The sequence below is a fragment of the Moraxella sp. CTOTU48841 genome (assembly GCF_032061225.1).
GTDB lineage: Bacteria > Pseudomonadota > Gammaproteobacteria > Pseudomonadales > Moraxellaceae > Faucicola > Faucicola cinerea.
The window spans coordinates 189,133-214,844 of the sequence record NZ_DAMBFQ010000002.1 but is presented as its reverse complement, the minus strand read 5'-3'; the positions used below and the strand labels follow the sequence as shown (position 1 = coordinate 214,844).

The following is a 25,712-nucleotide window of genomic DNA, read 5'->3' as shown; positions in this document are numbered from 1 at the left end:
GGATTATTTGGGGCAACAGACTATGAACTTTCAACAACTTCGTATTATTCGAGAAACGGTACGCTGTGACTATAACTTGACGGAAGTAGGCAATGCATTATTTACTTCACAATCGGGTGTGTCCAAGCATATCAAAGACTTAGAAGATGAGCTTGGCGTCGGGCTGTTTGTGCGTAAGGGCAAACGGCTATTAGGTTTGACCGAGCCGGGTAAAGAATTGTTGGTCATTGTAGAGCGGATGCTACATGATGCCAACAATATCAAAACCTTGGCTGAACAATATACCAGCCAAGATAAAGGCGAATTGACCATCGCAGCCACCCATACCCAATCTCGTTATATTTTGCCGCCCGTTGTGCAAGCGTTTAAACAGCTTTTTCCTAAAGTGCATTTGCGCTTGCTACAAGCCGCGCCGCCAGAAATTGCGGCAATGCTACTTGATGGACGAGCGGATATTGGCATTGCCACCGAAGCCTTGTCAAGCTATAGCGAGCTTGTGACTTTTTCTTATTATCACTGGTATCATGCGATTGTGGTGCCGCCAAACCATCCGCTAACCCAGCTTGAACAGGTAACGCTTGCCGACATTGCCCATTATCCGATTATCACTTACATTAGTGGTCATACCGGGCGAACAATGATTGATGAAGCGTTCGCCAAAGCAGAATTACAGCCTGATATCGTGATGACGGCGTTGGATTCTGATGTGATAAAAACCTATGTGGAATTTGGTATGGGCATTGGTATTATCGCGGATATGGCGTTCAATCCCAATAAAGACACCCAGTTAACATTACTCAATTGCGAGCCGCTATTTCATCAAAATACCACCTTGCTCGCGGTGCGACAAGGGCATTTTTTACGAGGATTTGGCTATCAGTTTTTAGCCTTGTGTAACCCTACGTTAACCCAAGCAACAATGCATGATGCCATACAACCTAGCAGCTAACACTAAATCCTGATAAGCAAGGTTGCAAACTTATCGTGTGTTACATCCGAAATACGCGTCAAATTCGCTTGTTGTCTCGCTTGCTGTGCTATTTTTAAGATTTGGGCCTGTTTATCTGGTGTCGATATCAATTCATTTGACGATAAAACGCTTTATGGTGAAAACTGTAAAGCGTTTTTTGATGTCACTGCTTTAGCGATTAAATTGATAGGGTTAGCAGCAAAATTATTAAGTATTTTTTGTGCTAACCAAAGCAGTTTTTGTTATTTTTTATTGAGCGATATTTGCTTTAAGCTTATGGCTACCGATAAACCGCCCATGACAAAAGGCGAGTTATCTTAATCAATTTTTGAGCTTACAAGCAGGGGTTACGATGAAAATTTTTTGGTTTATACCGACACATGGCGATAGTCGTTATTTAGGCACGAGTAAAGGGGCAAGAACCGTTGACCATACTTATATGAAGCAAATTGCAGTGGCAGCCGATAATCTTGGCTATGAAGGCGTGTTGATTCCGACAGGTCGCTCATGTGAAGACCCTTGGTTGGTCGCTGCTAGTCTCATTGATGCGACCACTCGCTTAAAGTTTTTGGTGGCATTACGCCCTGGGGTGACGACACCCGCGCTTGCCGCTCGTATGACAGGCACCTTTGATCGTTTATCAAATGGTCGATTGCTGCTTAATCTGGTCACAGGCGGCGACGAACAAGAGCTTAAAGGCGATGGCATCTTTGAAGACCACGCGACGCGTTATCAGACAGCCAGTGAATACACCACGATTTGGCGAGAGATTTTAACCCGCTCGCACACAGGCGAATCCTTCACCTTTAACGGTGAACGCTTGCAAGTCGAAGATGCCAAATTGCTATATCCCCCTCTACAACAGCCATATCCGCCGTTGTGGTTTGGCGGTTCATCTGAGGCGGCGCAAACACTGGCTGCCGAACAAGTTGACAGTTATTTGACGTGGGGTGAGCCGCCTGCTGCCGTCAAAGAGAAGATTGAGCAGCTTAAAACCAAAGCCGCTGCCAAAGGTCGCACGTTAAGCTATGGTATTCGTCTGCACGTGATTGTGCGTGAAACCAATGAAGCCGCTTGGCAAGCCGCTGATGAATTGTTGAGTTATGTCACTGACGACACCATTGCCGCTGCCCAAGCCAAATTCGCCCAAATGGACTCGGTGGGACAACAACGTATGGCGGCCTTGCATGGCGGTCGCCGTGATAACTTAGAAATTTCGCCTAACTTATGGGCAGGGATTGGACTGGTGCGTGGTGGCGCAGGCACGGCACTGGTGGGCGACCCACAAACCGTTGCCGCGCGTATTCAAGAGTATGCCGATTTGGGCATTGATAACTTTATTTTCTCAGGTTATCCACACTTGGAAGAAGCGTATCGGTTTGCTGAATTGGTTTTCCCATTATTACCGATTGACACCCAAAACACCTTGGTCAAGCCAAATTTGACAGGACCATTTGGTGAAATTGTCGCTAATAACTATGCACCCCCGCAACAAACTAGCGGCATTGCAGCCTCAAAAACACCCGCCACTGAAACACCCAAACAAGCTATTGCCTCTTAAAGGCGTCTTAAATGCCTGTGATAAAACGTGCTAACTAAGGCACGTTTTACGCTTTGGCTATAATTATCTATATCTATCATCTGACAGGGTATGTGAGATGCACCCGAGCCATGATAAACCTTTTAACTGATAGACCTTTTTTTTAAAAGTGGTAGCCAGTTATGCGATGAGATTAGACCAACAACCTATTTTGCTAAAGTTAATCATCAAGGTGTCAATATCCCAACTTTTTTTTAGCAAATCCATAGCAGGAAAAACGACTCCTCTATAAATGGGTTACATTCACAATTTGAATAAATTATTGATAGCAATTAAAATTTTTAAATTACTACTGTTAATTTTGCAGTTTGTAGTATGTCATTTTTTAATCAATAGTTTAATTATGTAATTTTATGGGTGATAAAAGTTAATTTAGCGCTTTTTACTTTTTACGGCTTATATAATTAAAAAGATTTAAATTTTAAATAATAAAACAATGGGATAAATAAATTTAAATCATGCACCTCAATTAATGATCAACTAACTATAAGGGCAATAAAACATGACAACTGAAAACAACGAAAAACTTTCTTTATTAGATGATGTGGCATTGAAAGCACAAATGCTCATGGCAAACTTCAAAGAGGGCGCTAATGATGGCTATGACCATTCTGTCACCAGTGCCGGTGAAAAGGGCTTAAAATCAGGCAAAGTGTCTGAACTCACCGCCATCGCTCCCTTAACCAAAGATGGGGCAGCTCGTATCAAGCGAATTTTAGAAATCACCAAAGGCAATCTTGCAGGGGCGACCAATGTAGGCACCTTGCATGATTTGCGGTTGGTGTTTTTAGACAATGACACCAAGCTACTGTTTTGTACCGCCTATGATGGCGATTGGGACGCCTACATCAACGACTTTGCTACCAAAATTCCAGAACTCATGGACTTGATTTTTGGCAATGTAGAGGGTTGGCCTGGGATTAAGAGCCCGACTGTCAAGCAATTCATCCTTGACCATCAGATTACCGCTACCGGTTGGTATGTGGGTGTACCCCATCTAACGGTTCGTGATATTGCGCGTAATGACAAAATCGTGCGTGGCATTAATAAAGCCATTGAACAAGCCCAATAAGCCGACTTAGAACCTGTATTCACCATATCACGTTTATCGTACTATTATAAGGGTACTATTCCAAGCGTACGCTGAACGGGCAAGCTTTAGGTTAAAATTTCGATACAAAAGCCATTTGTTGCGTGATTTTTACCATAGGCGATATTTAGCGTGGTGTATGGTGAGCAGGTTCTTAGCATCAAATTTTTGAAATTCTCTGCTAGGAACGACCATGAATAACGACAACCCAGCGAATGAAAGCCTACTTGGCAAATTAAAAACCCATCTACAAGATGGTATTGAGCATGGCATAGAGGCCGTTAAAGACAAATTTGAACACAGCGATACACCCGCTGAAAAAGGCAGTGTCAAAGAACGGGTACACGAAGCCACACAAAAAATCAGCACGCAGCTGCACAGCGTCACCACACGGGCAACGAACGCTATCTATCCCAATATCGCTACGATGGAACTTGAGGATATTCAAGCCATCATCTTACATGACCGCCCTGCGCCTTACTATGGCACGCTTGTCGCGCTAAAAGTCAATGACAGCAACGCGGGTCGTGAATTACTAAAAGCGGTATTACCAAACGTCACAGGCTCAAAAAATTTCCAAAAAGATATGGATGCCAATTTGACTATTGTGATGACGTATGAGGGGCTAAAAGCTTTAGGCTTACCGCAAAGCTCGCTTGATTCTTTCCCAGAAAATTTCAAAACAGGTATGGCAGGTCGCTCTGATATCTTGGGTGACAAAGGCGATAATGACCCTAGCAACTGGCTTGCGCCATTTGGTGATAAAGGCGATATTCATATTTGTGGCGCGGTAATTGCCGATAGCCAAGAAAAATGGCAAGCCAAACTTACCGAACTTAAACAGGCGTTTGCCCCTTATCTAGATGCCAGCCGTAACGCTATCGAAATCTTGGTAGAACATGATTTTGGCGCAGATGGTGACGTCAAAAACGTGTTTGGTTATCGCGATGGCATCAGTAACCCAGAAGTTGATGGCAGTGGTATCACCCTTGAAAATAACACCGAACGTCCGATTGCGGCGGGTGAATTTGTGTTAGGTTATAAAGGTGAAGCGGGCGTCGTACCCCCCATGCCACAGCCTGAAGTATTGGGTAAAAACGGCTCGTTTATGGTACTGCGAAAATACCGCAGTAATGTGGCTGACTTTCACCGCTATTGCCTAGAACAAAGCGACAATGACCCAGCTAAAGCCGATAAACTGGGGGCAAAAATGTTCGGTCGCTGGCGTTCGGGTGCCCCCATCACCCTAAGCCCAGATCACGATGATGAAGCCCTCGGCAAAGACAATGTAGCAAACAATAAATTTGACTACACGGACGATCCCTATGGCAAAGGCTGCCCGTTTGGTGCTCATGCTCGCCGTATGAACCCACGCAATACCAAAGACTTTATTCTAAGCGATGTGCGTCTTCACCGTATCATCCGTCGTAGTGTATCGTATGGCGATATCGTGCCGCCCAACGTGACCCAAGACGACGGTCAAGACCGGGGTTTATTTTTTATCGGTATCAACGCGCATGCCATGGACACGCTTGAGTTTTTGCAAAGCCAATGGATTAATGACGGTAACTTTATGAACCTTGGGGAAGAACGTGACCCAATGCTAGGCGTACACGCAGGTAGTGACGCTGATAGCGATGTGTTCACTGTACCCGATGAGCCAATTCGTAAGCGTCATACCAATATTTTGCAATTTAATACCCTACAAGGCGGCGAATATCTTTTTGTACCAAGCTTGTCGGCACTCAAATGGATTAGTGAGCTTAACGAAAATTCATATTAGAGTAAAACTAAATAAAAAAAGGTTAGGCGTTTTTAGTACTGCTAATCTTATAAAATAATGAAAATAACAAAGGACAATCATCATGTTAAATAAATTATTCGGTCGTCGTTATGCGAAGTTTGACCCAGCCATCGACCAGCTTACTAGTGACGATGAAAAAGCCATCGACCAAATCACCGCAGATATTCGTGACTATATCGGCAAATCAGACACGGTTAGCAAAATCAACTATCACACACGAGATGCCCATGCCAAAGGCTACTGTGCGTTAAAAGCCAACTTTGAGATTTTACCAAAACTGCCCAAAGAATATGCCCAAGGTATCTATGCCAAACCCGCTCGCCATGAAGCGGTGATTCGTTTTTCTAATGGCTCATCTCGTGTGGCTGCCGACAACAAGTTGGGGCTTTCTCAAGGGTTGGCGATTAAAGTCTTTGGTGTCAAAGGCGAAAAATTACTGCCAGATGAGCCAGATAGCCCAAACTTTGACTACAATTTGATTAATTTTCCTATTTTCTTTTGTAACACCATTCAAGACTATAGTTATATTTCACGGCTATTTTTACAATTAAATGATTATTTTGCCAAAGGCGCAAAAGGTCAAGCCAAATTTGCCTTTGACTGGGTTACCCAATATGGCAAAAAACTGCCATCCAAAGAATCCCTCAAGACTTTTAGGGCTTTTAGTAAATTTAAAACCATCAAACCGCAAAATACCTTGTTATACAGTTTTTATTCACAAGGGGCAGTGCGTCATGGCGACTATATGGCAAAAATCCGTGTCGCCCCGACCAAAGCGTCACAAGCCAAAATCAAACGCCGTGACCTAGATGTCAACGCCACCAGCGAGGCGATTCGTCCTCTGATTTTACAAGAAATCCGTGAGCACGATTATGAGTTTGATGTGCAAATCCAGCTGTGCCGTAACTTAAAAGACCAACCCATCAATGACTTAACCAAAGAATGGGATGAAAAAGACGCACCGTTTGTGACAGTGGCAAAACTTACCATCCCTTGCCAAGATGTGCCGGATGACGGCAACTTTGACATTATGGAGCATTTGTCATTTACCCCGTTTCGCTGTATTGAAGCCAACCGTCCGATTGGTAATTTGCAACACGCAAGACTGCGTGCCTATCAAACCGCCTCGACCACGCGTCATCGTTTAAATCATAAAAAACGTGCCGAGCCAACCAACCTAAAACAGGCATTTGATAAAGATTTTTACAGCCTGTAAATTTGGCAAAAAATCAGTAGCGGGGCGGTTATAGGGGCATTGTTTGAGGTAAGATTTCACCCATTGGGTGAAAAACTACATCGCCCTCAATCATTCAACAACCGTTAGCCTGTGACTGGGCTAACGGTTTTTTTTCTTTTAATCTAATCAAAAATAGTCGACAGCAAATACGATAATAGCAAAAAATTTCCCTCACTCAGCTAATATAAAGTTGCGTATTTGCCCGTTAATCTAGGAGTATTGTATGTCAGAGTCGAATCCTCTTGTGAATTTTACCCATATCACAGTCGCGGGCAGTGGTGTTTTGGGCTATCAAATCGCCGTACAAGCGGCGTTTCATGGTTTTAAAGTCGTTGTGTATGATATCAATGACGAGGTACTCAATAAAGCCAAAACCAAATTTGCCGATATCGCCAAACGTCATCAGGCTGATTTGGGTGAAACAAGCGAACAAGCCAAACAGGCTGAGCAAAATTTGCGTTATAGCTCAGACTTAAGCGCCGCCTTAAAAGACGCCGATTTGTTGATTGAAGCGGTGCCCGAAGATGTCGCCATCAAAAAAGATTTTTATCAAAAAGCCTCCGCAGCCGCCCCCGAAAAAACCGTATTTGTCAGTAACTCATCTACCATGTTGCCCAGTGATTTGGTCAAATTTACCGACCGTCCTGCTAAGTTTTTGATGATGCATTTTGCCAATGAGATTTGGAAGCGCAACCTTGCCGAAATTATGTCACATGCCGATACCGACCCTAATGTATTTGATGCGGTGGCCGCGTTTGCCAAACAAATCGGCATGGTGCCTATTATCGTCAACAAAGAAACCTCGGGCTATGTACTAAATTCACTACTCAATCCTTGGTTAAATGCAGGGATGCAGCTGTATATCCAAGGCATTGCTGACATTCAAACCATCGACAAAACTTGGATGCTTGGCACAGGCTCGCCGATGGGACCATTTGCTTTTTATGATATGCTGGGGCTAACTACCCCTTACAATATTTACAAGCTTGCTGTGGCTAAGGGCAAACAACAAGACCAAGCGGTCGTCGATATGCTTAAAAAAGAGTACATCGAGCAACATAAACTGGGCGTGCCAACGGGCGAAGGATTTTATCAATATCCCAATCCCGCCTTTAACCACCCTGATTTTTTAAAACCACCCAAAGCGGATTTATCCAAAGTACCTTATAAAAATATTACTGTGGCAGGCAGTGGTGTATTAGGCAACCAAATTGCGGTGCAATGTGCGTTTCATGGGTTTAACGTGACTATTTATGACATTAACGATGACGCGATTGCTAATGCGAAAACCCGCTTTACCGACCTTGCCAATCAGCATCAGCATGACCTAGGTGAAACCGATGCCCAAGTGGCAGCAGCTAGTAAAAATTTAGCTTACACCACGGACTTAAATGAGGCGTTAAAAGATGCAGACCTATTGATTGAAGCGGTGCCAGAAAGCTTAGACATCAAAAAAGATTTTTATCAAAAAGCCTCAGCCGCCGCCCCTACCAAAACCGTGTTTGCCAGTAACTCATCAACGCTATTGCCAAGCGTGTTATCGACCTTTACTAACCGCCCAGAAAAATTCTTGATGCTGCACTTTGCCAATCACATCCATATCCGTAATACGGTGGAGTTGATGGCGGCAGCAAGCTGCGACCCACAAGTCTATGCTGACGTCATCGAATTTGCCAAAGCCATTGCTATGTTACCGATAGCGGTGAAAAAAGAACAATCAGGCTATGTACTTGATAGCTTATTGATTCCGTTATTGGTAGCGGGGTTAAAACTGTGGGCAAACGGCGTTGCCGATGCCGCAACCATTGATAAAACGTGGATGATAGCCACGGGCTCACCCTTTGGACCGATGGCGATTTTGGATAAAAATGGCATGAAAACCAACTACAACATCTTTAATGAACTGGCAAAAACGGACCCTTCTTTGCAGCAGCCCGCTGCAAAGCTTAAAGCAGAACTGGTCGATACCAACAAACTGGGTGAAGCCACGGGCGAAGGGTTCTATCAATATCCTAACCCAGCTTATTTAGCGAAAGATTTTTTAAGCTTATCTGACTAAACTGCGTTTGGTAGAGGAGAATAAACAAGGGTTAATTTGCTAACTTGACGTATCTACTGTTGCCACTACCGACATGCCGGGTATCAACTCATTCAGACGACTTTGGTTGCCATCGATGTCGATGCGTACAGAAATGCGCTGTACCACTTTGGTAAAATTCCCAGTGGCATTGTCGGTTTTAATGACACTAAATTCTGACCCTGTTGCGGGGGAGATGCTTTTGACTACCCCCGTAAATTTTTGTTTGCCTAGGGCATCGACAGTAAACCACGCTTTTTGCCCCATTTTCATTTTATCAATTTGGGTTTCTTTAAAATTGGCAATGACCCACATCGATTTTGGAATGAGGTAAACCAACTGCGTGCCTTGTGTCACCAACTGACCGGTACGGATATTGATTTGCCCTAATCTACCTGAGGTCGGGGCGGTGATTAAGCCATACTCTTGGTTGGTATTGGCTTGATTTAGCTGTGCATTGGCGCTTTTAATCTGTGCTACCAAACCAATTTTTGCCACTTCCGCGGTTTTTTGACCTTCGCGAGCGACATCGACACTGGCGATTGCTTGGCTCATCAGTGCTTCATTGTTTTTAACTGCCGCTTTGGCAGTGTCGACTTCATTTTGTGACACGGCGCCAACACCGACCAAGGATTCAAGTCGTTTCAGCTGTTGGATAGACAATTCTAGCTGGGTTTTAATTTGTGCTACTTTTGCCTGCGCGGCTTTGACATCGGCTTTGCGCTGCTCGATGATTTGTTGTTGGTTGGCTAAATTAGTAGTCGCTTGTTCCAGCCCTGATTCGGCTTGTACCACTTGCTGTGAGTAGTTAGCACTGCTGACTTTAACTAACGGTTGACCTTGTTTGACGTCCTCAAAATCGGTGACGTAGACTTTTTCGATATAACCATTAATTTGTGCCGACAATAGGGTGATATTGCCTTTGACATAACTGTTTTCGGTTTGTTGCAGTGGGGAGTTAAACGGACCCAAATGCCATGCCCATAAAATCACCCCAACACCGAGCAAAAAAACCACCAACATGATAATTAAGGTAAGCGGTCTAGGGTTGATAATCTTTTCAGGCGCCTGTGTGGGTTTATCATCGCTGTCATTAGCTGGCGCATCATTTTGGGTTGTTGCTTCACTACTCATGAGTTGGGTTTTCCGTAAGCATTTTATTGATGATTAAATTTTATTGGTCATTCAATTTATCATTAAACTGTTATTTAAAAAACCAGTTATCTAAAAACAGTTATCTAATTGGGTCGCCTTGTTATAAGCATCTAGCTTATCAAGTCTATGTTTGCTTAATTGCTGCTTTTTGCCGATTTTCAATGTATTTTTTGCGGGCGATATTAATCATACCCCAAGCAAATAAAAACGTGGCAATGTAACTGTTCACAGTAATGATATCGCCATACGCTTTAATCTGCGCTTCTCGCGTGACAATTTGGTTGAGGGATTGTTGGGCTTGTTGCTGCGACAAATTGCTGTCGGTGATGACGGGTTTAAACCCTGCTTGGTATTGTTGAAGCCGCTGGGTTACTGTGGCATCTGTCGATTGCATTTGCTGCAAAATACTTTGTTTATGATACTGGGTGCGCTGCTGTTGCAGGGTGCTATAAAAAGCCGAGCCTACCAACCCGCCAAAGTTTTGGGTAGCCCCAAACAATATGATAAAGGTGATGACATGATTGACGCTTTGTCGTAGCGTCAGCCCAAATCCCATCAATACCAATGGACCCATAAACAGTGAGCCTGCAAACGCGACTGCAAATTGACTGAGATAAAAATTTTGGGGTCGTACGTCACTGGTGAGCATATTGGCATCATACACACTGGCAATCGCTACGAGCAAAGTCGCTACCACCATCGGCGGAATCAAATGATCACGTGAAAAGGTCAGTGCGCTGACTATCAAACCTGCCAACATACCAAAAAATATGACCGTATAAAAACCCACAAACTGGTCGGACATGAGACCTTGGGATTTTAAAAAATTCACCACCGCGTAGCTTTGCTCAGACATAATCAAACGCAGTAAAAAAGCGCCTATTACAAAACGCCATAACGCAAAACTCCCCAGCCAGCGGGTCATAATCAAAGGATTTTTGCGGTAATGCTCAAAGAAAAAGCCTGACATCAACAGCGCCAACGCGCCAATGAGCATATACGCCAATAACGGTGAGTTTTCCCACCATAAAATAGGCCCTTGTACCAACACCCCACACAGTAACCCAAAACCGGGCGCCAATAACAAAAAGGTGAGAATGTCTTTCTTTTCATACACTTCGATCCGTAAACTTCGTGGCAACTTGACGGCGACCACCATCGCAAAACAACACAGCGCCAAACCAAACTCAAAGGTGTAAAGCCGAGTCCAGTCATTCACATTGACCAAATAAGGCGACATTATCCAAGCCAACGGAATCGCCAGCGCACTGACCCCAAAACCAATATACAAACCTTGCAGGCGATACTGACTACTAAAGGCTTGCATCACATAATAAAGCCCGAGTGAGGATAACGGCGCCGCGACAAAGCCTCCTATCGCCCTGACCAGTAAAGCCATCGGATAGTTTTGCACAAATATATGAATAAACATCACCAGCATGAACATCAGCAGGGATATTTCAGAAAACCAGCGTAATCCAAATTGTTGACGCGCTTTAAACAGCAGCAGGTTGGCGCTGACATTTGCCATCACATACACAGCAGGTATCCAAGCCACTTGTGAGAATGTCAGCGCATATTCGCCTTGGATTTGCGGTAAATTGGCGGTAATAATGCCATTGCCCAAGCCACCACAAATTGCAATAAAAACACCGATGACAAAGTACACAATGCTTTTTGATCGAGAGTGAGCAATACTCGGTGGGGAACCGGGTAACGCGGGTTTTTCATCCTCGGTCCAATTGGGTGGCGTTTCTAAGATTCTAGGTGATTTCAAAGGGTAGCTCGATTTTGATACTGTTAAGACAAGAGAGGTTGGCTATAGTGTAATCAAAAATAGGCTTAGCGTCAGCGACAAAATAGTTCGATAAATGTGAAATGATGCATATGACATGGACTAGCGCTATGCTAGACATCAATACCCAACCCATCATTATCACACTGGTCATTGAAACCCATTAGGCAAGCTACGGTCAAATTCATCCAGTAAATACACCCAGTCGATTAAGGTCTAACATTTTTAAACAAAAAAATTCGATTTTTTTTGGCACATAAGTATTTTTTAGTTGCCAAAATGCGCTAGGCTATCTGTTCATTCATCACTGATTCATCACTGCTATGAACCCGCTTTATCAAACCGATTTGCCGACACTGGGGCGCAATACTGACATTGACCACCATGCTGATTTACAAGTGTTGCAGCGTATCAAACGATTTTTATTGCCCCGTGATTTTGAGGTGTCAAAGGATTTATTGCAACAGATGCAGCAGGGGTATGGTGTTGCAGATCAGCCTGTCGATGCGCTGTTATCCAGCGGTATCAAATTCGCCAAACCCCTGCAGCAATTGATTTTGCATGAGCAAGGGATAGCGCAAACGGGTAATGTATCGGCAGCTAAAGCGTTATTGCAACAGCCAGCGTTTGAGGCGCTGTATCAGCAGTTTTGCCAATATCCGAGCTGGTATGATGCCAAGCTTGCCGAGATTGGCGCAATTGCCTATCGGCGCTATCCGTTGATGCTGATTTGGTTATTGCGTAATGTCGCGCTAATGGCAGGCTATAGTATCCCTGCGCTCTCATTGCCACTCATCAAAACAGGGGCATTAGTGCATGATGCATTGCCGAGGCTCATGCGAACCTATGCATATATTTTGGCAGTGTCTGAGTATCCAGCGATTAGCCGCAATCAGCAACCACCGTTGGCAATTGGCACAGAAGGCTGGCGACAAAGTCTGCAAGTGCGTCAGACACACGGTCTGGTACGACAACACTTATGCAGTCATGATTGGGACAGTGCCTACTGGGGGTTGCCCATTAACCAAACTGATATGGTGGCAACCCACTTGCAGTTTTCGCTACTCATTATGCGCGGACTAAAATTACTGGGGGCAAGAATCAGCGCCGAAGAATCACAAGGCATTATGCATTTATGGCAACTGGCGAGTTGGTGGATGGGGATTGAGCTGGCACGCATTCCTGAAGATGAAACCGAGGCGTGGGCATGGCTTTATAGCTATTTGGCAACCCAGCAATTAGATTTTGAATTTGGTAAACCCCTCGCCAAAGCGCTGCATGATTTACCCTCGCAAATCATGGGCGAGGATAACAGACGTGGACAGCTGGTTGAGCGGATCAATGCCAGTGTCACACGGACTTTAGTGGGTGATGATATTGGCGATGGCTTGGGACTACCTAGCCCAAAATGGCGCTATGGCGTGCTTGTCAGTGTGCCGATTGTATTTGGGCTTGATACCGCACGAGCGCACAATGCGGCTATTGCCAAAAGATTGGCGCAATTTCGCGCCAAACGCCAAGATAACATGAACTGGTGGCTCAAAAAGCACGACAACTATTACCAATGAACTAGCACATACGACGTTAGTAATTTATAACAGTGACAGTAACGCTTATCTATGCCGAGTTATATAGGCAAAGTTATCCATACAAGGTTGTCTAGGCATTGCAATCACTAGGCTTTTAATATCACCTTCATCATGTTCCAAAAGGTCTTGCCATACGGTGGTTGGAGCAAATGCGCGAAGTTAAGGTGACTTTGTTTAAACACCGCTTTTGGATGAGAGAAGGTGTCAAAGCTATATTTGCCGTGGTAACGCCCCATCCCTGATGCCCCGACACCGCCAAACGGCAGATTTTGCTGGGCAATGTGAAAAATCGTTTCGTTAATACACGCGCCGCCACTCACCGTATGCGCGAGCACGTAGTCGGTGTCGGTTTTGTCCTCGCCAAACACATACAGCGCCAGTGGGCGGTCACGCTCATTCACATACGCCACCGCTTGCGCCAAGTCTTGGTAGGACACCAGTGGCAATACAGGGGCAAAAATTTCCTCTGTCAGCAACTTAGCATCGCTTGGTAAATCAGTGACAATCATCGGTGGGAAAAATCCAGTCTCGAGATTCACTTCATAATCGGTCAGTGGAATGAGGGTGGCGCCGCGCTGTTTGGCTTCATCGAGATAACCTTGCACGCGGCTGGCTTGTTTGGGATTGATGACAAAGCTATAGTCAGGGTTGTCTGCAAGATTGGGGTAGTGGGCGTCAAGCCATGCGGTTGATTGTTCGATAAAGGCGTGTTTTTTATCCCCCTGCATCAACACATAATCAGGCGCAATACAGGTTTGTCCTGCGTTCATGGTTTTGCCTGTCCATACGCGGTTGACAGTTTTTGCCAAATCAGCGCTTGGCGTCACCACGACAGGAGATTTGCCGCCCAGCTCAAGGGTGACAGGGGTCAAATTCTGGGCAGCGGCTTTCATGATATGTTTGCCCACTGTGGTAGAACCGGTAAAAAACAAATGGTCAAACGGTAATTGGCTAAAGGCTTGCGCGACTTCGACACCCCCTGTGATCAAAGTCACTTCGTCTGCGGCAAAATACTTGGGTAACGCATTAGCCAGCCACCGCTCAAAATTCGGTGACGCTTCTGAGACTTTGAGCATCGCACGATTGCCTGCCACCAATGCGGCAGCCAGCGGCGCAATCACCAAATACAGCGGATAGTTCCAAGGTGCAATAATGCCCACGAGTCCTAACGGCTGCGGCTGGATATAACTACGAGCGGGCAAAAACCAAATCCCAGTTTTGACGGGCTGTTTGGCAGACCAAGCCTTGCCGTGCTTTTGTGTATAACGAATGGCTTCAAGCGTTGGGAACAGTTCAAGCATGGTGGTTTCAGCCGCTGGGCGTTGTCCAAAGTCGGCATGAATAGCGGTGATAATCTCGCTTTGGTTATCCATCACCAGCTGCTCTAATTTTTTTAGCCGCGCACTACGAATTGACCAATCGACATGTTGGTCTTGACGGCTAGCCGTTCGCATGATGTCAAACTGCTGCTGCATGGCATTGATAGTTGCATCCGAATTAGTTGCATCTGAGTTGTCTTGAGGTGTCATGTGTATTATCCCAATCATTTAGTTAAATTTTAACTCAACATAGCAGTTAAGCCGGTATCTTGCTAGCATCTTTTTGCACAACTGTCACGTTTTGCCTTGTGGTATCCGCAGGGTACGGTGACTGGGTTACTTTGTGTGGAATATGGCTCATGGCATGCTCTGTCAATGCTGTTATGGTGAGGCTTGGGTTGACGCCCAAGTTGGTCGAGATATTGCTGCCATCGCAGACATAAAACCCTTGATAATTAAACAATCGGTGGTACTTATCGACCACGCCATCTGCTGCTGAGTTGCCCAGCGAAATCCCACCCATACAATGCGCGGTGGTCGGGATGTTCAAAAATACTTCCGACAACACGCCATAACCGATTCCTCCCATTTGGGTTGCCATCTGCTCGGTAAATGCGCTTGCTTCTGGGATAAAGGCAGGGATGGCAGGACCATAGGTTTGCATCTGGTAGCGACTACCTAACCAAGCCCGCCACCACGGGCTTTTTTGATAGCGCATTTCAAGCGCATAGGGCGTGCTTTGCATACATAGCAAGATAAGACTTTGTTTTGCCATATTATGTGGTCGAAATGCACGCCACGCTTGACGGGGCTTGAGGATAAACTGCGCTATAAAACACCATAACCAAGCCAGTAGCGACATTTTTTTGCCGTTTTTATAATTGCTTAACGTCGCCAAAAAGGAGGCAATATTAAAACCTTCAGGATAGCGTGTCGCCTCAATGTGTGTGCCATCGCCCAAATAAATCCCAGAGCCGATAGCCACGCCATCGCTCATGGCGCCATGTTGCTCATCCAAAAATCGCACGCCTAGCAAAGATTCAGCATTGGTATAGATACGCTTGCCAAGATAAGGGGAAATATGGGGCATATTGCCTTTATGGCGCTGCTCAAACAGCAGTTTTTGGCTACCGAGGCTGGAGGCTGACAGTACAATCTGTTGGGTGGCGATTTGATACTCACCTTTATCCGCTGATTGCAGCGTCACCCGATAGCCTTGCGAACCGTTTTGATAGGCAGGGTCGCTTGGCGATTTGCTAGCATCTGCTATCGGTACTATATCCGTGACTTTGGTTTCAGCGAGCAGGGTAGCGCCATTCTTTTGGGCAAAATACAGGTAGTTTTTATCTAGGGTATTTTTGGCGCCATAACGGCAGCCCACCATACAGCCACCACAGCCTATACAGGGACTGCGCTTAGGACCTGCGCCGCCAAAATACGGGTCACCATTGACAGAAGGGTGAGCATACTTGTCATGTTCACTAAAGTAGGCGCCCACATCGGTAAGATAAAAACTATCACCCACGCCACTTAGGTTTGCCATTTTTTGTAGCATCAAATCTGCGTTGCCGATTTTTTTGTTTTGGCTCACGCCTAGCATGCGTTTGGCGGTCTCATAATGTTGTGGCATCACCGCTTGCCAATCGTGAAGCCCTGCCCAGCTACCTTGTTGCCAAATTTTGTCTTCTGGCTGTAATAAGGTGTTGGCATAAGTGATTGAGCCACCGCCCACTGCATTACCATGCAGCACCATAACATGCTTAAATAGCTGAAGCGAAAAAAAACCTTTGTACTTGAGCGCAGGCAACCACAAAAATTGCTTGATATCGCGCACGGTTTTGGGCATGGTTTCAGGAGAGATATGCTTGCCTTGCTCCGCGATAATCACGCGATAGCCTTTTTCGGTCAGTCGCATCGCTGAGACGCTACCGCCAAAGCCTGAGCCTATGACCAAAAAATCCGTATCAAATGATTGACCTTCCATGTATCGCTTTCCTTATTTTCCTTAATAGTTGTCCTTAATAGTTATCTTGAATAGTTGTCCTTACAGCTGACCTGCCGCGGGCTACTTTGCAGTGACTTTTTGGCTGTATCTGTCTTTCTATAACAGCGGTTTACTGCTAAACAGTTCAACCCGCTACCTGATTAGGGTATACTAATTTTTCAGCAGGCTACTGCAACTGTGACATTTGGGTTCGTTTTGTTTTGATAACTTAAGTAAAGGATTGAGTTGAAAGGATTAACGCGTGCCAAAGCCAACCTTCACACCGCTTCCATCGCCCACGGGTACGAGTATTGAGTCGAGCTTGAGTGATTTTGGACAGCAGGCGCATATCATGGGCAATGCCAACACCGTGGTCAGACGCTCGCTCGCCATAGCGCTGCTCAAATTCATGGAATCCACCCCATTTGCTGATATCAGCGTCACCGAGCTGACCCAAAAGGCAGGTGTGAGTCGCATGGGCTATTACCGCAATTACGATAGTAAACTTGCGTTACTCAAAGACTATTTGGCGCAGATTGAGCATGATTTTCCTTTTATCGACTTGACGGCGGCAAGCGAGTCCGAGTTTTATGCGTTTTTGGTACGCGTGTTTGACTATCTGAGCAAGTTTGAGTTATCAACCAAGATTTTGCTCAATCAAGGCTTTGAAGGGTTGATTTTAGACACCCTCCTTAATAGCAAAATTTTTGTCGAATACCGCAAAAAGCAGGCATTGACTTGCCAAGCTATGACCGCGACACAGGATAAAAGCGGGGAGTACAATTTGGTATTTGCCTCAGGAATGCTGTATCACACCTATATTCATTGGGTGCGACAAGGGCAAACAGAAACGCCACAGCAACTAGCAAGCTGGCTCATGACGGGTGGGTTTTATCGGTTATTTCACCCTACTGATGACTAAACTGATTGGGTTTTATCAAACGCTGTCACTATTCCCATACCCACTAGCATGGCGATAAAAAACACCATCCCCTGCCAGATACCCATGCCCATGAGTACCACCGCAGGGGCAGGGCAGATACCAGCGATGCCCCAACCGATACCAAATATCATCGACCCAATCGCCAAGCGCTTATCAATACCGCGGCGAATCGGTGGAAACGGCGCACCCGATAGACTGGTCTTTTTTAAGTGACTTAAGTTAAAACCGATGGTGGCGACAATGAGCGCGGCAACCATCACAAACATCAACGCAGGATTCCAATCGCCTGCTAGGTCAAGAAAGCTTTGCACGGTTTTTGGGTTTGCCATATCACTGACAATCAAGCCTGTACCAAAAACCAACCCACAGATACCACTAATCAATAACACAATTTCTTTTCGCATGATATATGCCCCTAACGTCTCAATTAAATCAATGACAACAAATGACGACCGATAAACACCGTCACAAACCCTGCGGACATAAAGGCAATGGTTGCCACCAATGAACGGGGCGAAAAGCGCGCATTACCACAGATGCCATGACCACTGGTACACCCTGAGCCCATCCGCGTACCAATACCCACTAGTAAACCTGCAATAATATACAGCCAAGGCGATGAGGTTACCTCAATGGTTGGCAAACCAAATAACTGACCAACCACCCAAGGCGATACCACTAAGCCAATAAAAAACGCCAATTGCCAAGTAAAATCGGGTGAGTTTGGTTGCAATAAACTTGACACAATGCCACTGATGCCAGCAATCTTGGCAATACTCCACCACAGCATAACCGCAGAGAGCCCAATCAACATACCACCCACCAATGGATGACTATAATCTGCAATAGAAAATAACAACATACGCCACCTAAGCATTTCACAATAATATATATTATACAATATTGTATAATATATAGCGCGTTTAAGGGTGAATTTTTTTTAAAATGGGATAATAATCAACGAAAAAACGCCGACCAACGCGCTTTTTGCAAAAAAACTATGTTAGATTAAAGCTAGATTAAAATAAGTACAAAACCATGATGATAGGGCTTCACGGCTTAACAGTTTAATAAGGTAACCCATGTATAAACTCACCACATACATACCGACCGACTATCTAGAGGCTGTAAAGCAAGCCTTGTTTGACGCAGGGGCAGGGCAGATTGGCAATTATCAGTATTGCTGTTGGCAAGTGTTGGGTACAGGACAGTTTATGCCATTGGCAGGCAATCAAGCCTTTATTGGTATCACCAATCAATTACAAACAATCGAAGAATGGCGAGTCGAGATGGTGGTTGCAGATGAGCGCATCAAAGCGGTGGTGCAAGCCTTAAAACAGGCACACCCGTATGAAACCCCCGCTTATGATGTGCTAAAGCTTGAAGATATTTAGTCATCCAGTTTATCGTCACCCGATGACTGATTCGCTTACCTATCTACTTACATGCCTAAGGTTATTAAACGCCTTTTTTGGCTCGACTACAAGTGAAAAGTATGACCAGAATATAGGGTAAAAAGCGATTGTGGCTTGGTTTTAAATGGTCTATAGTCAATAGTAAATAATTTGTTACACTTTACTTTAACCCATCAGCCGACCATTGAATTTAAGGAGTGAGACATGGCAAATCCTCCCAATAGCACAGCGGTAAATAGCGCCAAAACTGACAGTACCAAAACTGACAATGCCAAAACGGATAAAGCGAAGCCCCAAAAGTCGCAGCCTACCAAGACCCTAGCTGTAAAGACCCCAGCGCGCCGCAATACTAAAACACCAGCGACCGAGCGCATTGACCAGCCTTATGAGACCGATCCCACAGTGTTGCTTGAGCAGTCTCAGCAAGCAGGGGTGAGTGAAAAAGCCAATGCCAAAAAACGCGCCATCGAAAGCATCATGAATAAAGACCTGACCACAGGCAATGTCGAGAAAATGGCAGAGCACTTGCAGGCGCTGATCAATGGTATGTCCAATGATGAAATCAACGAAGTCAAAAAACTATTTAGCAGCCAAACCACCACCGTGCAAAGCAAAATCAACAAAGACGATGAATTGGCGGACAACTGGCGTGAAGGCGGTTATCCCTACAAAAACCGTATGTCACGCAAAAACTATGAAGCCCAAAAATACGAGCTACAAGTTGAACTATTAAAACTGCAAAAATGGGTCAAAGATAGCGGGCAAAAAATCGTTATCATCTTTGAAGGTCGTGATGCCGCAGGTAAAGGCGGTACCATCAAACGCTTTATGGAACACTTAAACCCGCGCGGTGCCAAAGTCGTTGCCCTTGAAAAACCCACCGAGCAAGAAGCGGGTCAATGGTACTTCCAGCGTTATGTCCAGCATCTACCGACCAAGGGCGAAATCGTGCTATTTGACCGTTCATGGTATAACCGTGCTGGTGTCGAGCGTGTCATGGGTTTTTGTACCGAAGAACAATACAATGACTTTATGCGCCAAGTCCCAGAGTTTGAAAAACATCTGATTAGCTCAGGTATTCATTTAATCAAATTTTGGTTCTCAGTCAGTCGTGAAGAGCAGCGCCGCCGTTTTGCCGAGCGTGAAGCGCATCCGCTCAAACAATGGAAACTCTCGCCCATTGACAAAGCGTCACTCGACAAATGGGATGATTATACCCTTGCCAAAGAAACCATGTTCTTTAACACCGACAGTGCAGAATCGCCTTGGATTGTCATCAAGTCAACCGATAAAAAACGCGCGCGTTTGAATGCGATGCGCTATGTATTAAGCAAACTACCTTACGACAATAAAGACCCGAAAGTGGTAGGCACGGTTGACCCATTGATTGTGGGTCGTGCCGGGGCTTTATATGAAAAAGGCGAATATAACGAATTGGCGGTACCCAATATCTCGTTTAAAGCCCACAAATAATTACCCAGTAAAATAATGGGTCAAACACCGCAAAACAACAACACAATAACCCCAGTGCATGGCATTGGGGTTTTTACTTTAAAGAGAGCAACAAGTAGTTCACTACTATTGCTGCCAAACCATTGTTGCCAAAAGGTGGGGACATATCAAAAAAGCCAAAACTACATTTTATTATCGACAATCGCCTATTTTTCGTCACCCAAAGTCAAGCCAGCCAAATTCAAGATAGACGGCAAGCGTATTCAATACCCCCGAATTTTGTTAAAATAGGCAAAAATTTATCTAGCTGAGAGCCCCATGAATTCAAATAACTCAAACAACTCGACAACCAACCAATTACTGTTTAAACAAGCCAAAGCCCATATTCCAGGAGGCGTGAATTCACCTGTGCGGGCATTTGCGGGCGTGGGAGGGACGCCTGTCTTTATCAGCCGTGCCCGTGGCAGCAAGATGTATGATACCGAAGGCAAACCCTATATAGATTATGTGGGCTCATGGGGACCGATGATTTTGGGTCATGCGCACCCCCATATTATCGAAGCGGTCAAAAATGCGGCAGATGACGGGTTAAGCTTTGGCGCCCCCACCACGTTTGAGACCACGGTGGCGGACAAAATCTGCGAATTGATTCCCAGTGTTGAATTAATCCGTATGACCAGCTCAGGTACTGAAGCCACCATGTCCGCGATTCGTCTAGCACGGGGCTATACAGGGCGCGACAAAATTGTCAAATTTGAAGGCTGTTATCACGGTCATAGCGACAGTCTGCTGGTCAAAGCGGGTTCGGGCATGCTAGATATCGGTGAACCCAGCTCAAAAGGGGTTCCTGCTGATTTTGCCAAACACACCCTCACCATTCGTTACAACGACCCGCAAGCCATCAAAGACTGCTTTGCGCAATTTGGCAATGACATCGCTTGTGTGATTGTCGAGCCTATCGCCGGCAACATGAACATGATTGTACCCACGCAACAATTCCACGATACCTTGCGTGCCGAGTGTACCGCGCATGGCGCTGTGCTAATTTTTGATGAAGTGATGACTGGGTTTAGGGTTGGCTTACAGTCAGCGCAAGCCCATTTTGGCATTACCCCTGATTTGACCACATTTGGTAAAATCATCGGTGCAGGTCTGCCAGTCGGGGCGTTTGGTGGTAAACGTGAGATTATGGAGTGTATCGCGCCGTTAGGCGGTGTGTATCAAGCAGGCACCTTATCGGGCAATCCACTGGCAATGCGTGCCGGTATTGCCATGTTTGATTTGCTCACGGCTGAGGGTTTTTATGACGCATTAAGCGAAAAAGTCGTTTACTTGACTGATAATCTTGAACAGTTGGCGAAGGACGCGGGTATTGGCTTTAAGACCACGCGCTGTGGCGGTATGTTTGGGCTGTTTTTTACTGATAGCGATACATTGCCACAAAACTTTGAAGAGGTGTGCCAATGCGATGCGCAAAAATTTGCGACATTCTTCCACGGTATGCTCGATCGCGGTGTGTATCTTGCGCCATCAGCCTTTGAGGCAGCATTTATAAGTAGTGAACATTCGCAAGAAGACTTGGATGCGACCTTGCAAGCGGCAAAAGAAGTGTTTAGCGAAATGGCGAAAGCATAACGGTTGCACATAAAAAATTTGCCAAAGGATTTTTAATTGCGTTTGGATGGTTGCCTTTGGTGAAGTTTGCCAAAGGTCAGAGCGCAAATAGTGATTTAAATACTATCAATTTTCGATCAAATAGATTTTAGAGAATAAAAACTACCCATGCGACAACTCCCCCAAGCGTTAACCCCAGCATCCATTGCACAGCGTAATCTTGAAGAAAGTCAGCAGCCGCAACACTTTTTTGACGACTTTGCCAAATCTGTTACTCTCTATCGTGATGACGACATTTGGGTCATCGACAAACCGCACGGGCTGTTATCGGTGGATGGTAAAGAACTCAAAGTAAGCTTGCAATCGCGTTTGCTCAAAGCCGACCCCAACGTCAAACTTATTCACAGACTTGATATGGACACCTCAGGCATTATTATTTTTGCGCGCCATAGCGAGGCGCAAAGCCATATCAGCAAACAATTTATCGAGCGTATTCCGAGCAAAGAATACCAAGCGCTGGTCTGGGGAACGCCGCCGCAGCAAGGCGAAATCGATGTGCCCGTGCGCTACGACCCGCCACAAAAACCCAAGCATATCGTTGATATGAATTGGGATAAACGCGCCTATACGAAATATGAAACCTTGCACCATGAACTGCGTGAGGGTAAGGCTGTTAGCCGTGTCGCCTTGTATCCGGTCACAGGGCGAAGTCATCAACTACGCGTTCATATGCTGCATATCGGGCATGTGATGCTTGGCGACCCCATCTACGCGCAAGATGTACTGGACGGTCAAGCGTTTGATTTATCGCCTAGGCTTTGCTTACATGCACACAAATTACGTTTAAAACATCCCAATACGGGTGTATGGATGGAATGGGAAAGCCCCGTGCCGTTTTAACTATGTGGGTTGTTAGCAATCTATCTTTTAAAATGATAGGGTTTAGAGTACTGTTTTCATCCTAAGGTTAGCAGCAAAAAAGGGGCATACTCACCATGTCCCTTGTTTAATTACCCATGTTGGTGCAACCAATCAAGGGTTTGCTGCCAAAGTAGCTGGTTTTGTCGGCTAAAAAACTTCATATGACCGATATGCTGTAAGCCATAATCTTTGGGCTGTAGTGTTTTGGTGGTGGCTTGCATGTTAGGAAACACCCGAATCATATCGGCGACATTCTTATCATTGGCGATATCATCATCGGGCGCATTGAGCCACAGTGCCGGTAATTTGACGTCATCATAGTAGTGTTTTTTTACGGTTTTACCGAAGGCAGTTTTGATATAGCCTGCGCCATTGCACCAATCTCGCCACTGTTTGGCGACGTTTTTGGGCAAGTCTTCGCCCATGCCAATCTTGCTTGATTGGGTATAGCCAAACAACACATTGGACACAGGAATAAATACATCCATAAACCACATGGCTTTGGCACGATATGGCATCGCCATATTACGAATTTGCCCCGACGAACAGGCAACGTTAAACACGGATGTGAACTTGTGATGATTGGGCATCAAGCCAAATAATTGACCGCCTGCGCTGTGACCAACCAGATGATAGGTGGTATTGGGAAACTCTTGAATCAGCCTATCAAGCACCGCAGTCATATCGTAGCGTCCCCAACTAATCAATGACGCATTAGAGTGCTTGAGGTCGCCTTGCATCGACTCGCCAATATCTTCATTGTCATAGCTGATGACGCCATACCCATGCTCCATTAAATACTGCGCAAAATTTTGATAAAACTGGCGTTTGATACCTGTTGCGGGCGCAATCATCACGGCGGCTTTAACGGTATCGGGTCGAAACACAGTCGCCGCCAGTGTGGCAGGGTGTTTGGTGGCTATTTGAATGGTTTCCTGTGTAGTGTGTGTGGCTAATGCTGACGGTGTTTTTAGGTTTAGGTTCGACATGACTGTTATCTTCCTTGGTAATCAACTTTTTATACAAGCTTATACGAACACTCAGCCAAATTTTGACAAATGACGAGGAGACTCGTTTAAAAGCGACTATAGCAAACAATTTATGGGTGCAAAAAAGTTATCATGAACATAACAGTCATAAAAAAAGCAATCAGCGGCGGCTAATTGCTTGCTTGAATCGTTGACGAAAAAACTAAGGGGTTTTAACGACAACTTTTTGGTTGGTGTCGATTAAAATCTCAGAAGGTCCATCAACGGTGACGCGCACTTGGTTATTATTAGGGCGCTGTGAGCGAAAATATTGGTCTTCAGCAGGGGTACAGCCCAAGCAGCGATCGAGTGCCGCCAGTGGCTCAAGAATCAGCTTACGTTCTACCTGATCGATTTCATCGTTATAGATGGTAAATGGCATACTGGCAATCGCCGTTACCACGCCACCCACCACTGCCAATGCACCCAATGGCTTACCCACAATGGTATCAGCGACCATGGAGCCATAGGTTGGACCAAAATCTTTTTCATCAATTTCGGTAGCGGCAAAGCTGCAAGTCGTCGTTGCAACCATCAAGGCTACGGCTGACGCAATTGTATTTAATAGTTTCATAGCAGGTTCCTAACTGGCAGCAAGCCCCCATTAACGAGGTAACTAGCTAGCTAACTAAATAAATAAATAAATAATTAGGCAACTAGATAACCAAATAACTGGGGTTGACTGACAGGTTGTACCTAACAAGTTTTGCTAGGTTGTTGCTGAATAGTTCAGGAACATTACATCAATTTTGCCAAGAATTATCAAGTAAAATTGTCTTTGTCGCAGGTTTTTTTACGTTAAGGGAGAGCGGTTATTTTTTGAGTGGTTTTTTAAGCAGTTTTTTCACTGTTTTTTTGTGGGTTATCAGCGGCTGGCAAGTGGGACAGAACGTGCTCGCCCGTTGATTTATTTTGACGTTTTCAATGGTAGTGCCACAGCTCGGACAATCACCGCCTTTATGCCCATACACCAATAACGTCTGCTGAAAATACCCCGTTTGTCCATCGGCTACGGTAAAATCTTTTAACGTTGAGCCGCCTTTTTCAATCGATGTTTGTAGGACTTGTCGAATATGGGCGACCAAGGTGGTCAGCTGTTCATGGCTGATAAGATGGGCAGGGGTCAGCGGATGAATTTTTGATAAAAATAGGCTTTCGGTTGCATAGATATTGCCCACACCGACCACAATCTCTTGCGCCATAATCAACGATTTGATGGGGCGCTCAATCGTTTTTTTGCGATTATGGATATGGTGATATAGATAGTCAGCGCTAAAATCTTCTGACAATGGCTCTACACCCAAATGGGTAATCAGCTTGTCTTCATAGTCATCCAGCCACAGTAACATGCCAAACCGCCGTGGGTCATGATAATGCAGTTGGGTGAGTTTTTTGCCATTATTAAACGTCAAAATCACGTGATCGTGTTTACGCTTGTCAAACCCCACAGGATGCTGCTGTAAGCTACCCGACATCCCCAAGTGAATGAGCAGTTTTTTTTGCGCCGCAGCCCCTTTAAAGGTAAGAATCAGATATTTGGCTCGGCGCTCAATGTCGATAAGTTGATAATCTACCAAACTTACCAAGTCATCAGGCACCGCCCAGCGCAATTTGGGCTGAAAGACGCTAACTTTTTCAACGGTTTGATTGAGCAAAGGTTGCAGACTCGTCGCTGTGGTCTGCACTTCGGGCAATTCTGGCATGTGCCGCGTGACTCCT

At 45.3% G+C, this 25,712-nt stretch carries 21 protein-coding genes; 12 read left to right on the top strand and 9 right to left on the bottom strand.

Going from position 1 to position 25,712, the window contains the following annotated elements:
- Positions 1-22 precede the first annotated feature (22 nt).
- The 6 genes from RT034_RS03745 (at position 23) to RT034_RS03720 (ending at position 8,760) form a co-directional block, all read left to right on the top strand.
- The gene (locus tag RT034_RS03745; protein WP_062332006.1) at positions 23-949 is read left to right on the top strand and encodes a CysB family HTH-type transcriptional regulator; all 927 of its coding nucleotides are present in this window, start codon (positions 23-25) and stop codon (positions 947-949) included.
- 373 nt (positions 950-1,322) lie between these two features.
- Positions 1,323-2,531: an FMNH2-dependent alkanesulfonate monooxygenase gene (gene ssuD, locus RT034_RS03740; protein ID WP_313013831.1), complete on the top strand. Its 1,209-nt coding sequence runs from the start codon at positions 1,323-1,325 to the stop codon at positions 2,529-2,531.
- A 541-nt stretch (positions 2,532-3,072) separates the two neighbouring features.
- On the top strand, positions 3,073-3,642 hold the full coding sequence (locus RT034_RS03735) for a hypothetical protein (protein ID WP_007117067.1): 570 nt from the start codon (positions 3,073-3,075) through the stop codon (positions 3,640-3,642).
- 211 nt (positions 3,643-3,853) lie between these two features.
- Positions 3,854-5,443, top strand: a complete 1,590-nt coding sequence (locus RT034_RS03730; protein WP_313013830.1) for a Dyp-type peroxidase — start codon at positions 3,854-3,856, stop codon at positions 5,441-5,443.
- 82 nt (positions 5,444-5,525) lie between these two features.
- Entirely contained in the window at positions 5,526-6,680 is a 1,155-nt protein-coding gene (locus tag RT034_RS03725; protein ID WP_313013827.1) for a catalase family protein, read from the top strand.
- A 244-nt stretch (positions 6,681-6,924) separates the two neighbouring features.
- Positions 6,925-8,760 (top strand): 3-hydroxyacyl-CoA dehydrogenase, encoded by a 1,836-nt coding sequence (locus RT034_RS03720; protein ID WP_313013826.1) that lies wholly within the window; start codon positions 6,925-6,927, stop codon positions 8,758-8,760.
- A gap of 39 nt (positions 8,761-8,799) precedes the next feature.
- Here RT034_RS03720 and RT034_RS03715 read toward each other — a convergent pair whose 3' ends face one another.
- Positions 8,800-9,912: an HlyD family secretion protein gene (locus RT034_RS03715; protein WP_313013824.1), complete on the bottom strand. Its 1,113-nt coding sequence runs from the start codon at positions 9,910-9,912 to the stop codon at positions 8,800-8,802.
- 145 nt (positions 9,913-10,057) lie between these two features.
- Entirely contained in the window at positions 10,058-11,710 is a 1,653-nt protein-coding gene (locus RT034_RS03710; protein WP_313013822.1) for an MFS transporter, read from the bottom strand.
- A 341-nt stretch (positions 11,711-12,051) separates the two neighbouring features.
- On the opposite strand from RT034_RS03710, the gene RT034_RS03705 reads away from it, so the two are divergent.
- Positions 12,052-13,296, top strand: a complete 1,245-nt coding sequence (locus RT034_RS03705) for an oxygenase MpaB family protein (protein WP_313013819.1) — start codon at positions 12,052-12,054, stop codon at positions 13,294-13,296.
- A 107-nt stretch (positions 13,297-13,403) separates the two neighbouring features.
- On the opposite strand, the gene RT034_RS03700 is transcribed toward RT034_RS03705, so the two are convergent.
- On the bottom strand, positions 13,404-14,846 hold the full coding sequence (locus RT034_RS03700; protein ID WP_313013817.1) for a coniferyl aldehyde dehydrogenase: 1,443 nt from the start codon (positions 14,844-14,846) through the stop codon (positions 13,404-13,406).
- A 46-nt stretch (positions 14,847-14,892) separates the two neighbouring features.
- On the bottom strand, positions 14,893-16,620 hold the full coding sequence (locus RT034_RS03695; RefSeq protein ID WP_313013814.1) for a GMC oxidoreductase: 1,728 nt from the start codon (positions 16,618-16,620) through the stop codon (positions 14,893-14,895).
- 262 nt (positions 16,621-16,882) lie between these two features.
- Between RT034_RS03695 and RT034_RS03690 the strand changes: the two genes are divergently transcribed.
- Positions 16,883-17,542 (top strand): TetR/AcrR family transcriptional regulator, encoded by a 660-nt coding sequence (locus RT034_RS03690; RefSeq protein ID WP_313013809.1) that lies wholly within the window; start codon positions 16,883-16,885, stop codon positions 17,540-17,542.
- On the opposite strand, the gene RT034_RS03685 is transcribed toward RT034_RS03690, so the two are convergent.
- Together RT034_RS03685 and RT034_RS03680 are read right to left on the bottom strand one after the other, a co-directional pair.
- Entirely contained in the window at positions 17,539-17,967 is a 429-nt protein-coding gene (locus RT034_RS03685) for a DUF6691 family protein (protein WP_313013805.1), read from the bottom strand. The two genes, RT034_RS03690 and RT034_RS03685, sit on opposite strands and share 4 nt — an antisense overlap.
- Positions 17,968-17,990: 23 nt before the next feature.
- Positions 17,991-18,425: a YeeE/YedE family protein gene (locus RT034_RS03680; protein WP_313013802.1), complete on the bottom strand. Its 435-nt coding sequence runs from the start codon at positions 18,423-18,425 to the stop codon at positions 17,991-17,993.
- A 220-nt stretch (positions 18,426-18,645) separates the two neighbouring features.
- Here RT034_RS03680 and RT034_RS03675 point away from each other — a divergent pair, with 220 nt between their 5' ends.
- The 4 genes from RT034_RS03675 (at position 18,646) to RT034_RS03660 (ending at position 22,944) form a co-directional block, all read left to right on the top strand.
- Positions 18,646-18,957, top strand: coding sequence for a YqfO family protein (locus RT034_RS03675; protein ID WP_313013800.1), 312 nt, complete (start codon positions 18,646-18,648; stop codon positions 18,955-18,957).
- A 567-nt stretch (positions 18,958-19,524) separates the two neighbouring features.
- Positions 19,525-20,451, top strand: a complete 927-nt coding sequence (gene ppk2, locus RT034_RS03670; protein ID WP_409566303.1) for a polyphosphate kinase 2 — start codon at positions 19,525-19,527, stop codon at positions 20,449-20,451.
- A gap of 297 nt (positions 20,452-20,748) precedes the next feature.
- On the top strand, positions 20,749-22,065 hold the full coding sequence (hemL, locus tag RT034_RS03665; RefSeq protein ID WP_313013798.1) for a glutamate-1-semialdehyde 2,1-aminomutase: 1,317 nt from the start codon (positions 20,749-20,751) through the stop codon (positions 22,063-22,065).
- 147 nt (positions 22,066-22,212) lie between these two features.
- Positions 22,213-22,944, top strand: a complete 732-nt coding sequence (locus RT034_RS03660) for an RluA family pseudouridine synthase (RefSeq protein WP_313013796.1) — start codon at positions 22,213-22,215, stop codon at positions 22,942-22,944.
- Positions 22,945-23,054: 110 nt separating this feature from the next.
- Here RT034_RS03660 and RT034_RS03655 read toward each other — a convergent pair whose 3' ends face one another.
- The 3 genes from RT034_RS03655 to mutM form a co-directional block, all read right to left on the bottom strand.
- Complete coding sequence (locus RT034_RS03655; protein WP_313013795.1) at positions 23,055-23,954, bottom strand: alpha/beta hydrolase family protein; 900 nt, start codon at positions 23,952-23,954, stop codon at positions 23,055-23,057.
- 202 nt (positions 23,955-24,156) lie between these two features.
- A complete protein-coding gene (locus RT034_RS03650) occupies positions 24,157-24,567 on the bottom strand; it encodes a hypothetical protein (RefSeq protein ID WP_128681680.1) in 411 nt (136 codons plus the stop codon).
- A gap of 238 nt (positions 24,568-24,805) precedes the next feature.
- Positions 24,806-25,696, bottom strand: coding sequence for a bifunctional DNA-formamidopyrimidine glycosylase/DNA-(apurinic or apyrimidinic site) lyase (gene mutM / locus RT034_RS03645; RefSeq protein WP_313013790.1), 891 nt, complete (start codon positions 25,694-25,696; stop codon positions 24,806-24,808).
- Between the last annotated feature and the right edge of the window lie 16 nt (positions 25,697-25,712).

Excerpts from the sequence above, each read along its gene's own strand:
- RT034_RS03695 (WP_313013814.1), bottom strand. The coding sequence starts at position 16,620 with ATGGAAGGTCAATCATTTGATACGGATTTTTTGGTCATAGGCTCAGGC.
- RT034_RS03660 (WP_313013796.1), top strand. The coding sequence starts at position 22,213 with ATGCGACAACTCCCCCAAGCGTTAACCCCAGCATCCATTGCACAGCGT.
- RT034_RS03720 (WP_313013826.1), top strand. The coding sequence starts at position 6,925 with ATGTCAGAGTCGAATCCTCTTGTGAATTTTACCCATATCACAGTCGCG.
- mutM (WP_313013790.1), bottom strand. The coding sequence starts at position 25,696 with ATGCCAGAATTGCCCGAAGTGCAGACCACAGCGACGAGTCTGCAACCT.
- RT034_RS03730 (WP_313013830.1), top strand. The coding sequence starts at position 3,854 with ATGAATAACGACAACCCAGCGAATGAAAGCCTACTTGGCAAATTAAAA.
- RT034_RS03680 (WP_313013802.1), bottom strand. The coding sequence starts at position 18,425 with ATGTTGTTATTTTCTATTGCAGATTATAGTCATCCATTGGTGGGTGGT.
- RT034_RS03685 (WP_313013805.1), bottom strand. The coding sequence starts at position 17,967 with ATGCGAAAAGAAATTGTGTTATTGATTAGTGGTATCTGTGGGTTGGTT.
- ssuD (WP_313013831.1), top strand. The coding sequence starts at position 1,323 with ATGAAAATTTTTTGGTTTATACCGACACATGGCGATAGTCGTTATTTA.
- hemL (WP_313013798.1), top strand. The coding sequence starts at position 20,749 with ATGAATTCAAATAACTCAAACAACTCGACAACCAACCAATTACTGTTT.
- RT034_RS03735 (WP_007117067.1), top strand. The coding sequence starts at position 3,073 with ATGACAACTGAAAACAACGAAAAACTTTCTTTATTAGATGATGTGGCA.
- RT034_RS03705 (WP_313013819.1), top strand. The coding sequence starts at position 12,052 with ATGAACCCGCTTTATCAAACCGATTTGCCGACACTGGGGCGCAATACT.
- RT034_RS03675 (WP_313013800.1), top strand. The coding sequence starts at position 18,646 with ATGTATAAACTCACCACATACATACCGACCGACTATCTAGAGGCTGTA.
- RT034_RS03715 (WP_313013824.1), bottom strand. The coding sequence starts at position 9,912 with ATGAGTAGTGAAGCAACAACCCAAAATGATGCGCCAGCTAATGACAGC.
- RT034_RS03655 (WP_313013795.1), bottom strand. The coding sequence starts at position 23,954 with ATGTCGAACCTAAACCTAAAAACACCGTCAGCATTAGCCACACACACT.
- RT034_RS03745 (WP_062332006.1), top strand. The coding sequence starts at position 23 with ATGAACTTTCAACAACTTCGTATTATTCGAGAAACGGTACGCTGTGAC.
- RT034_RS03700 (WP_313013817.1), bottom strand. The coding sequence starts at position 14,846 with ATGACACCTCAAGACAACTCAGATGCAACTAATTCGGATGCAACTATC.
- RT034_RS03650 (WP_128681680.1), bottom strand. The coding sequence starts at position 24,567 with ATGAAACTATTAAATACAATTGCGTCAGCCGTAGCCTTGATGGTTGCA.
- RT034_RS03725 (WP_313013827.1), top strand. The coding sequence starts at position 5,526 with ATGTTAAATAAATTATTCGGTCGTCGTTATGCGAAGTTTGACCCAGCC.
- ppk2 (WP_409566303.1), top strand. The coding sequence starts at position 19,525 with ATGTCCAATGATGAAATCAACGAAGTCAAAAAACTATTTAGCAGCCAA.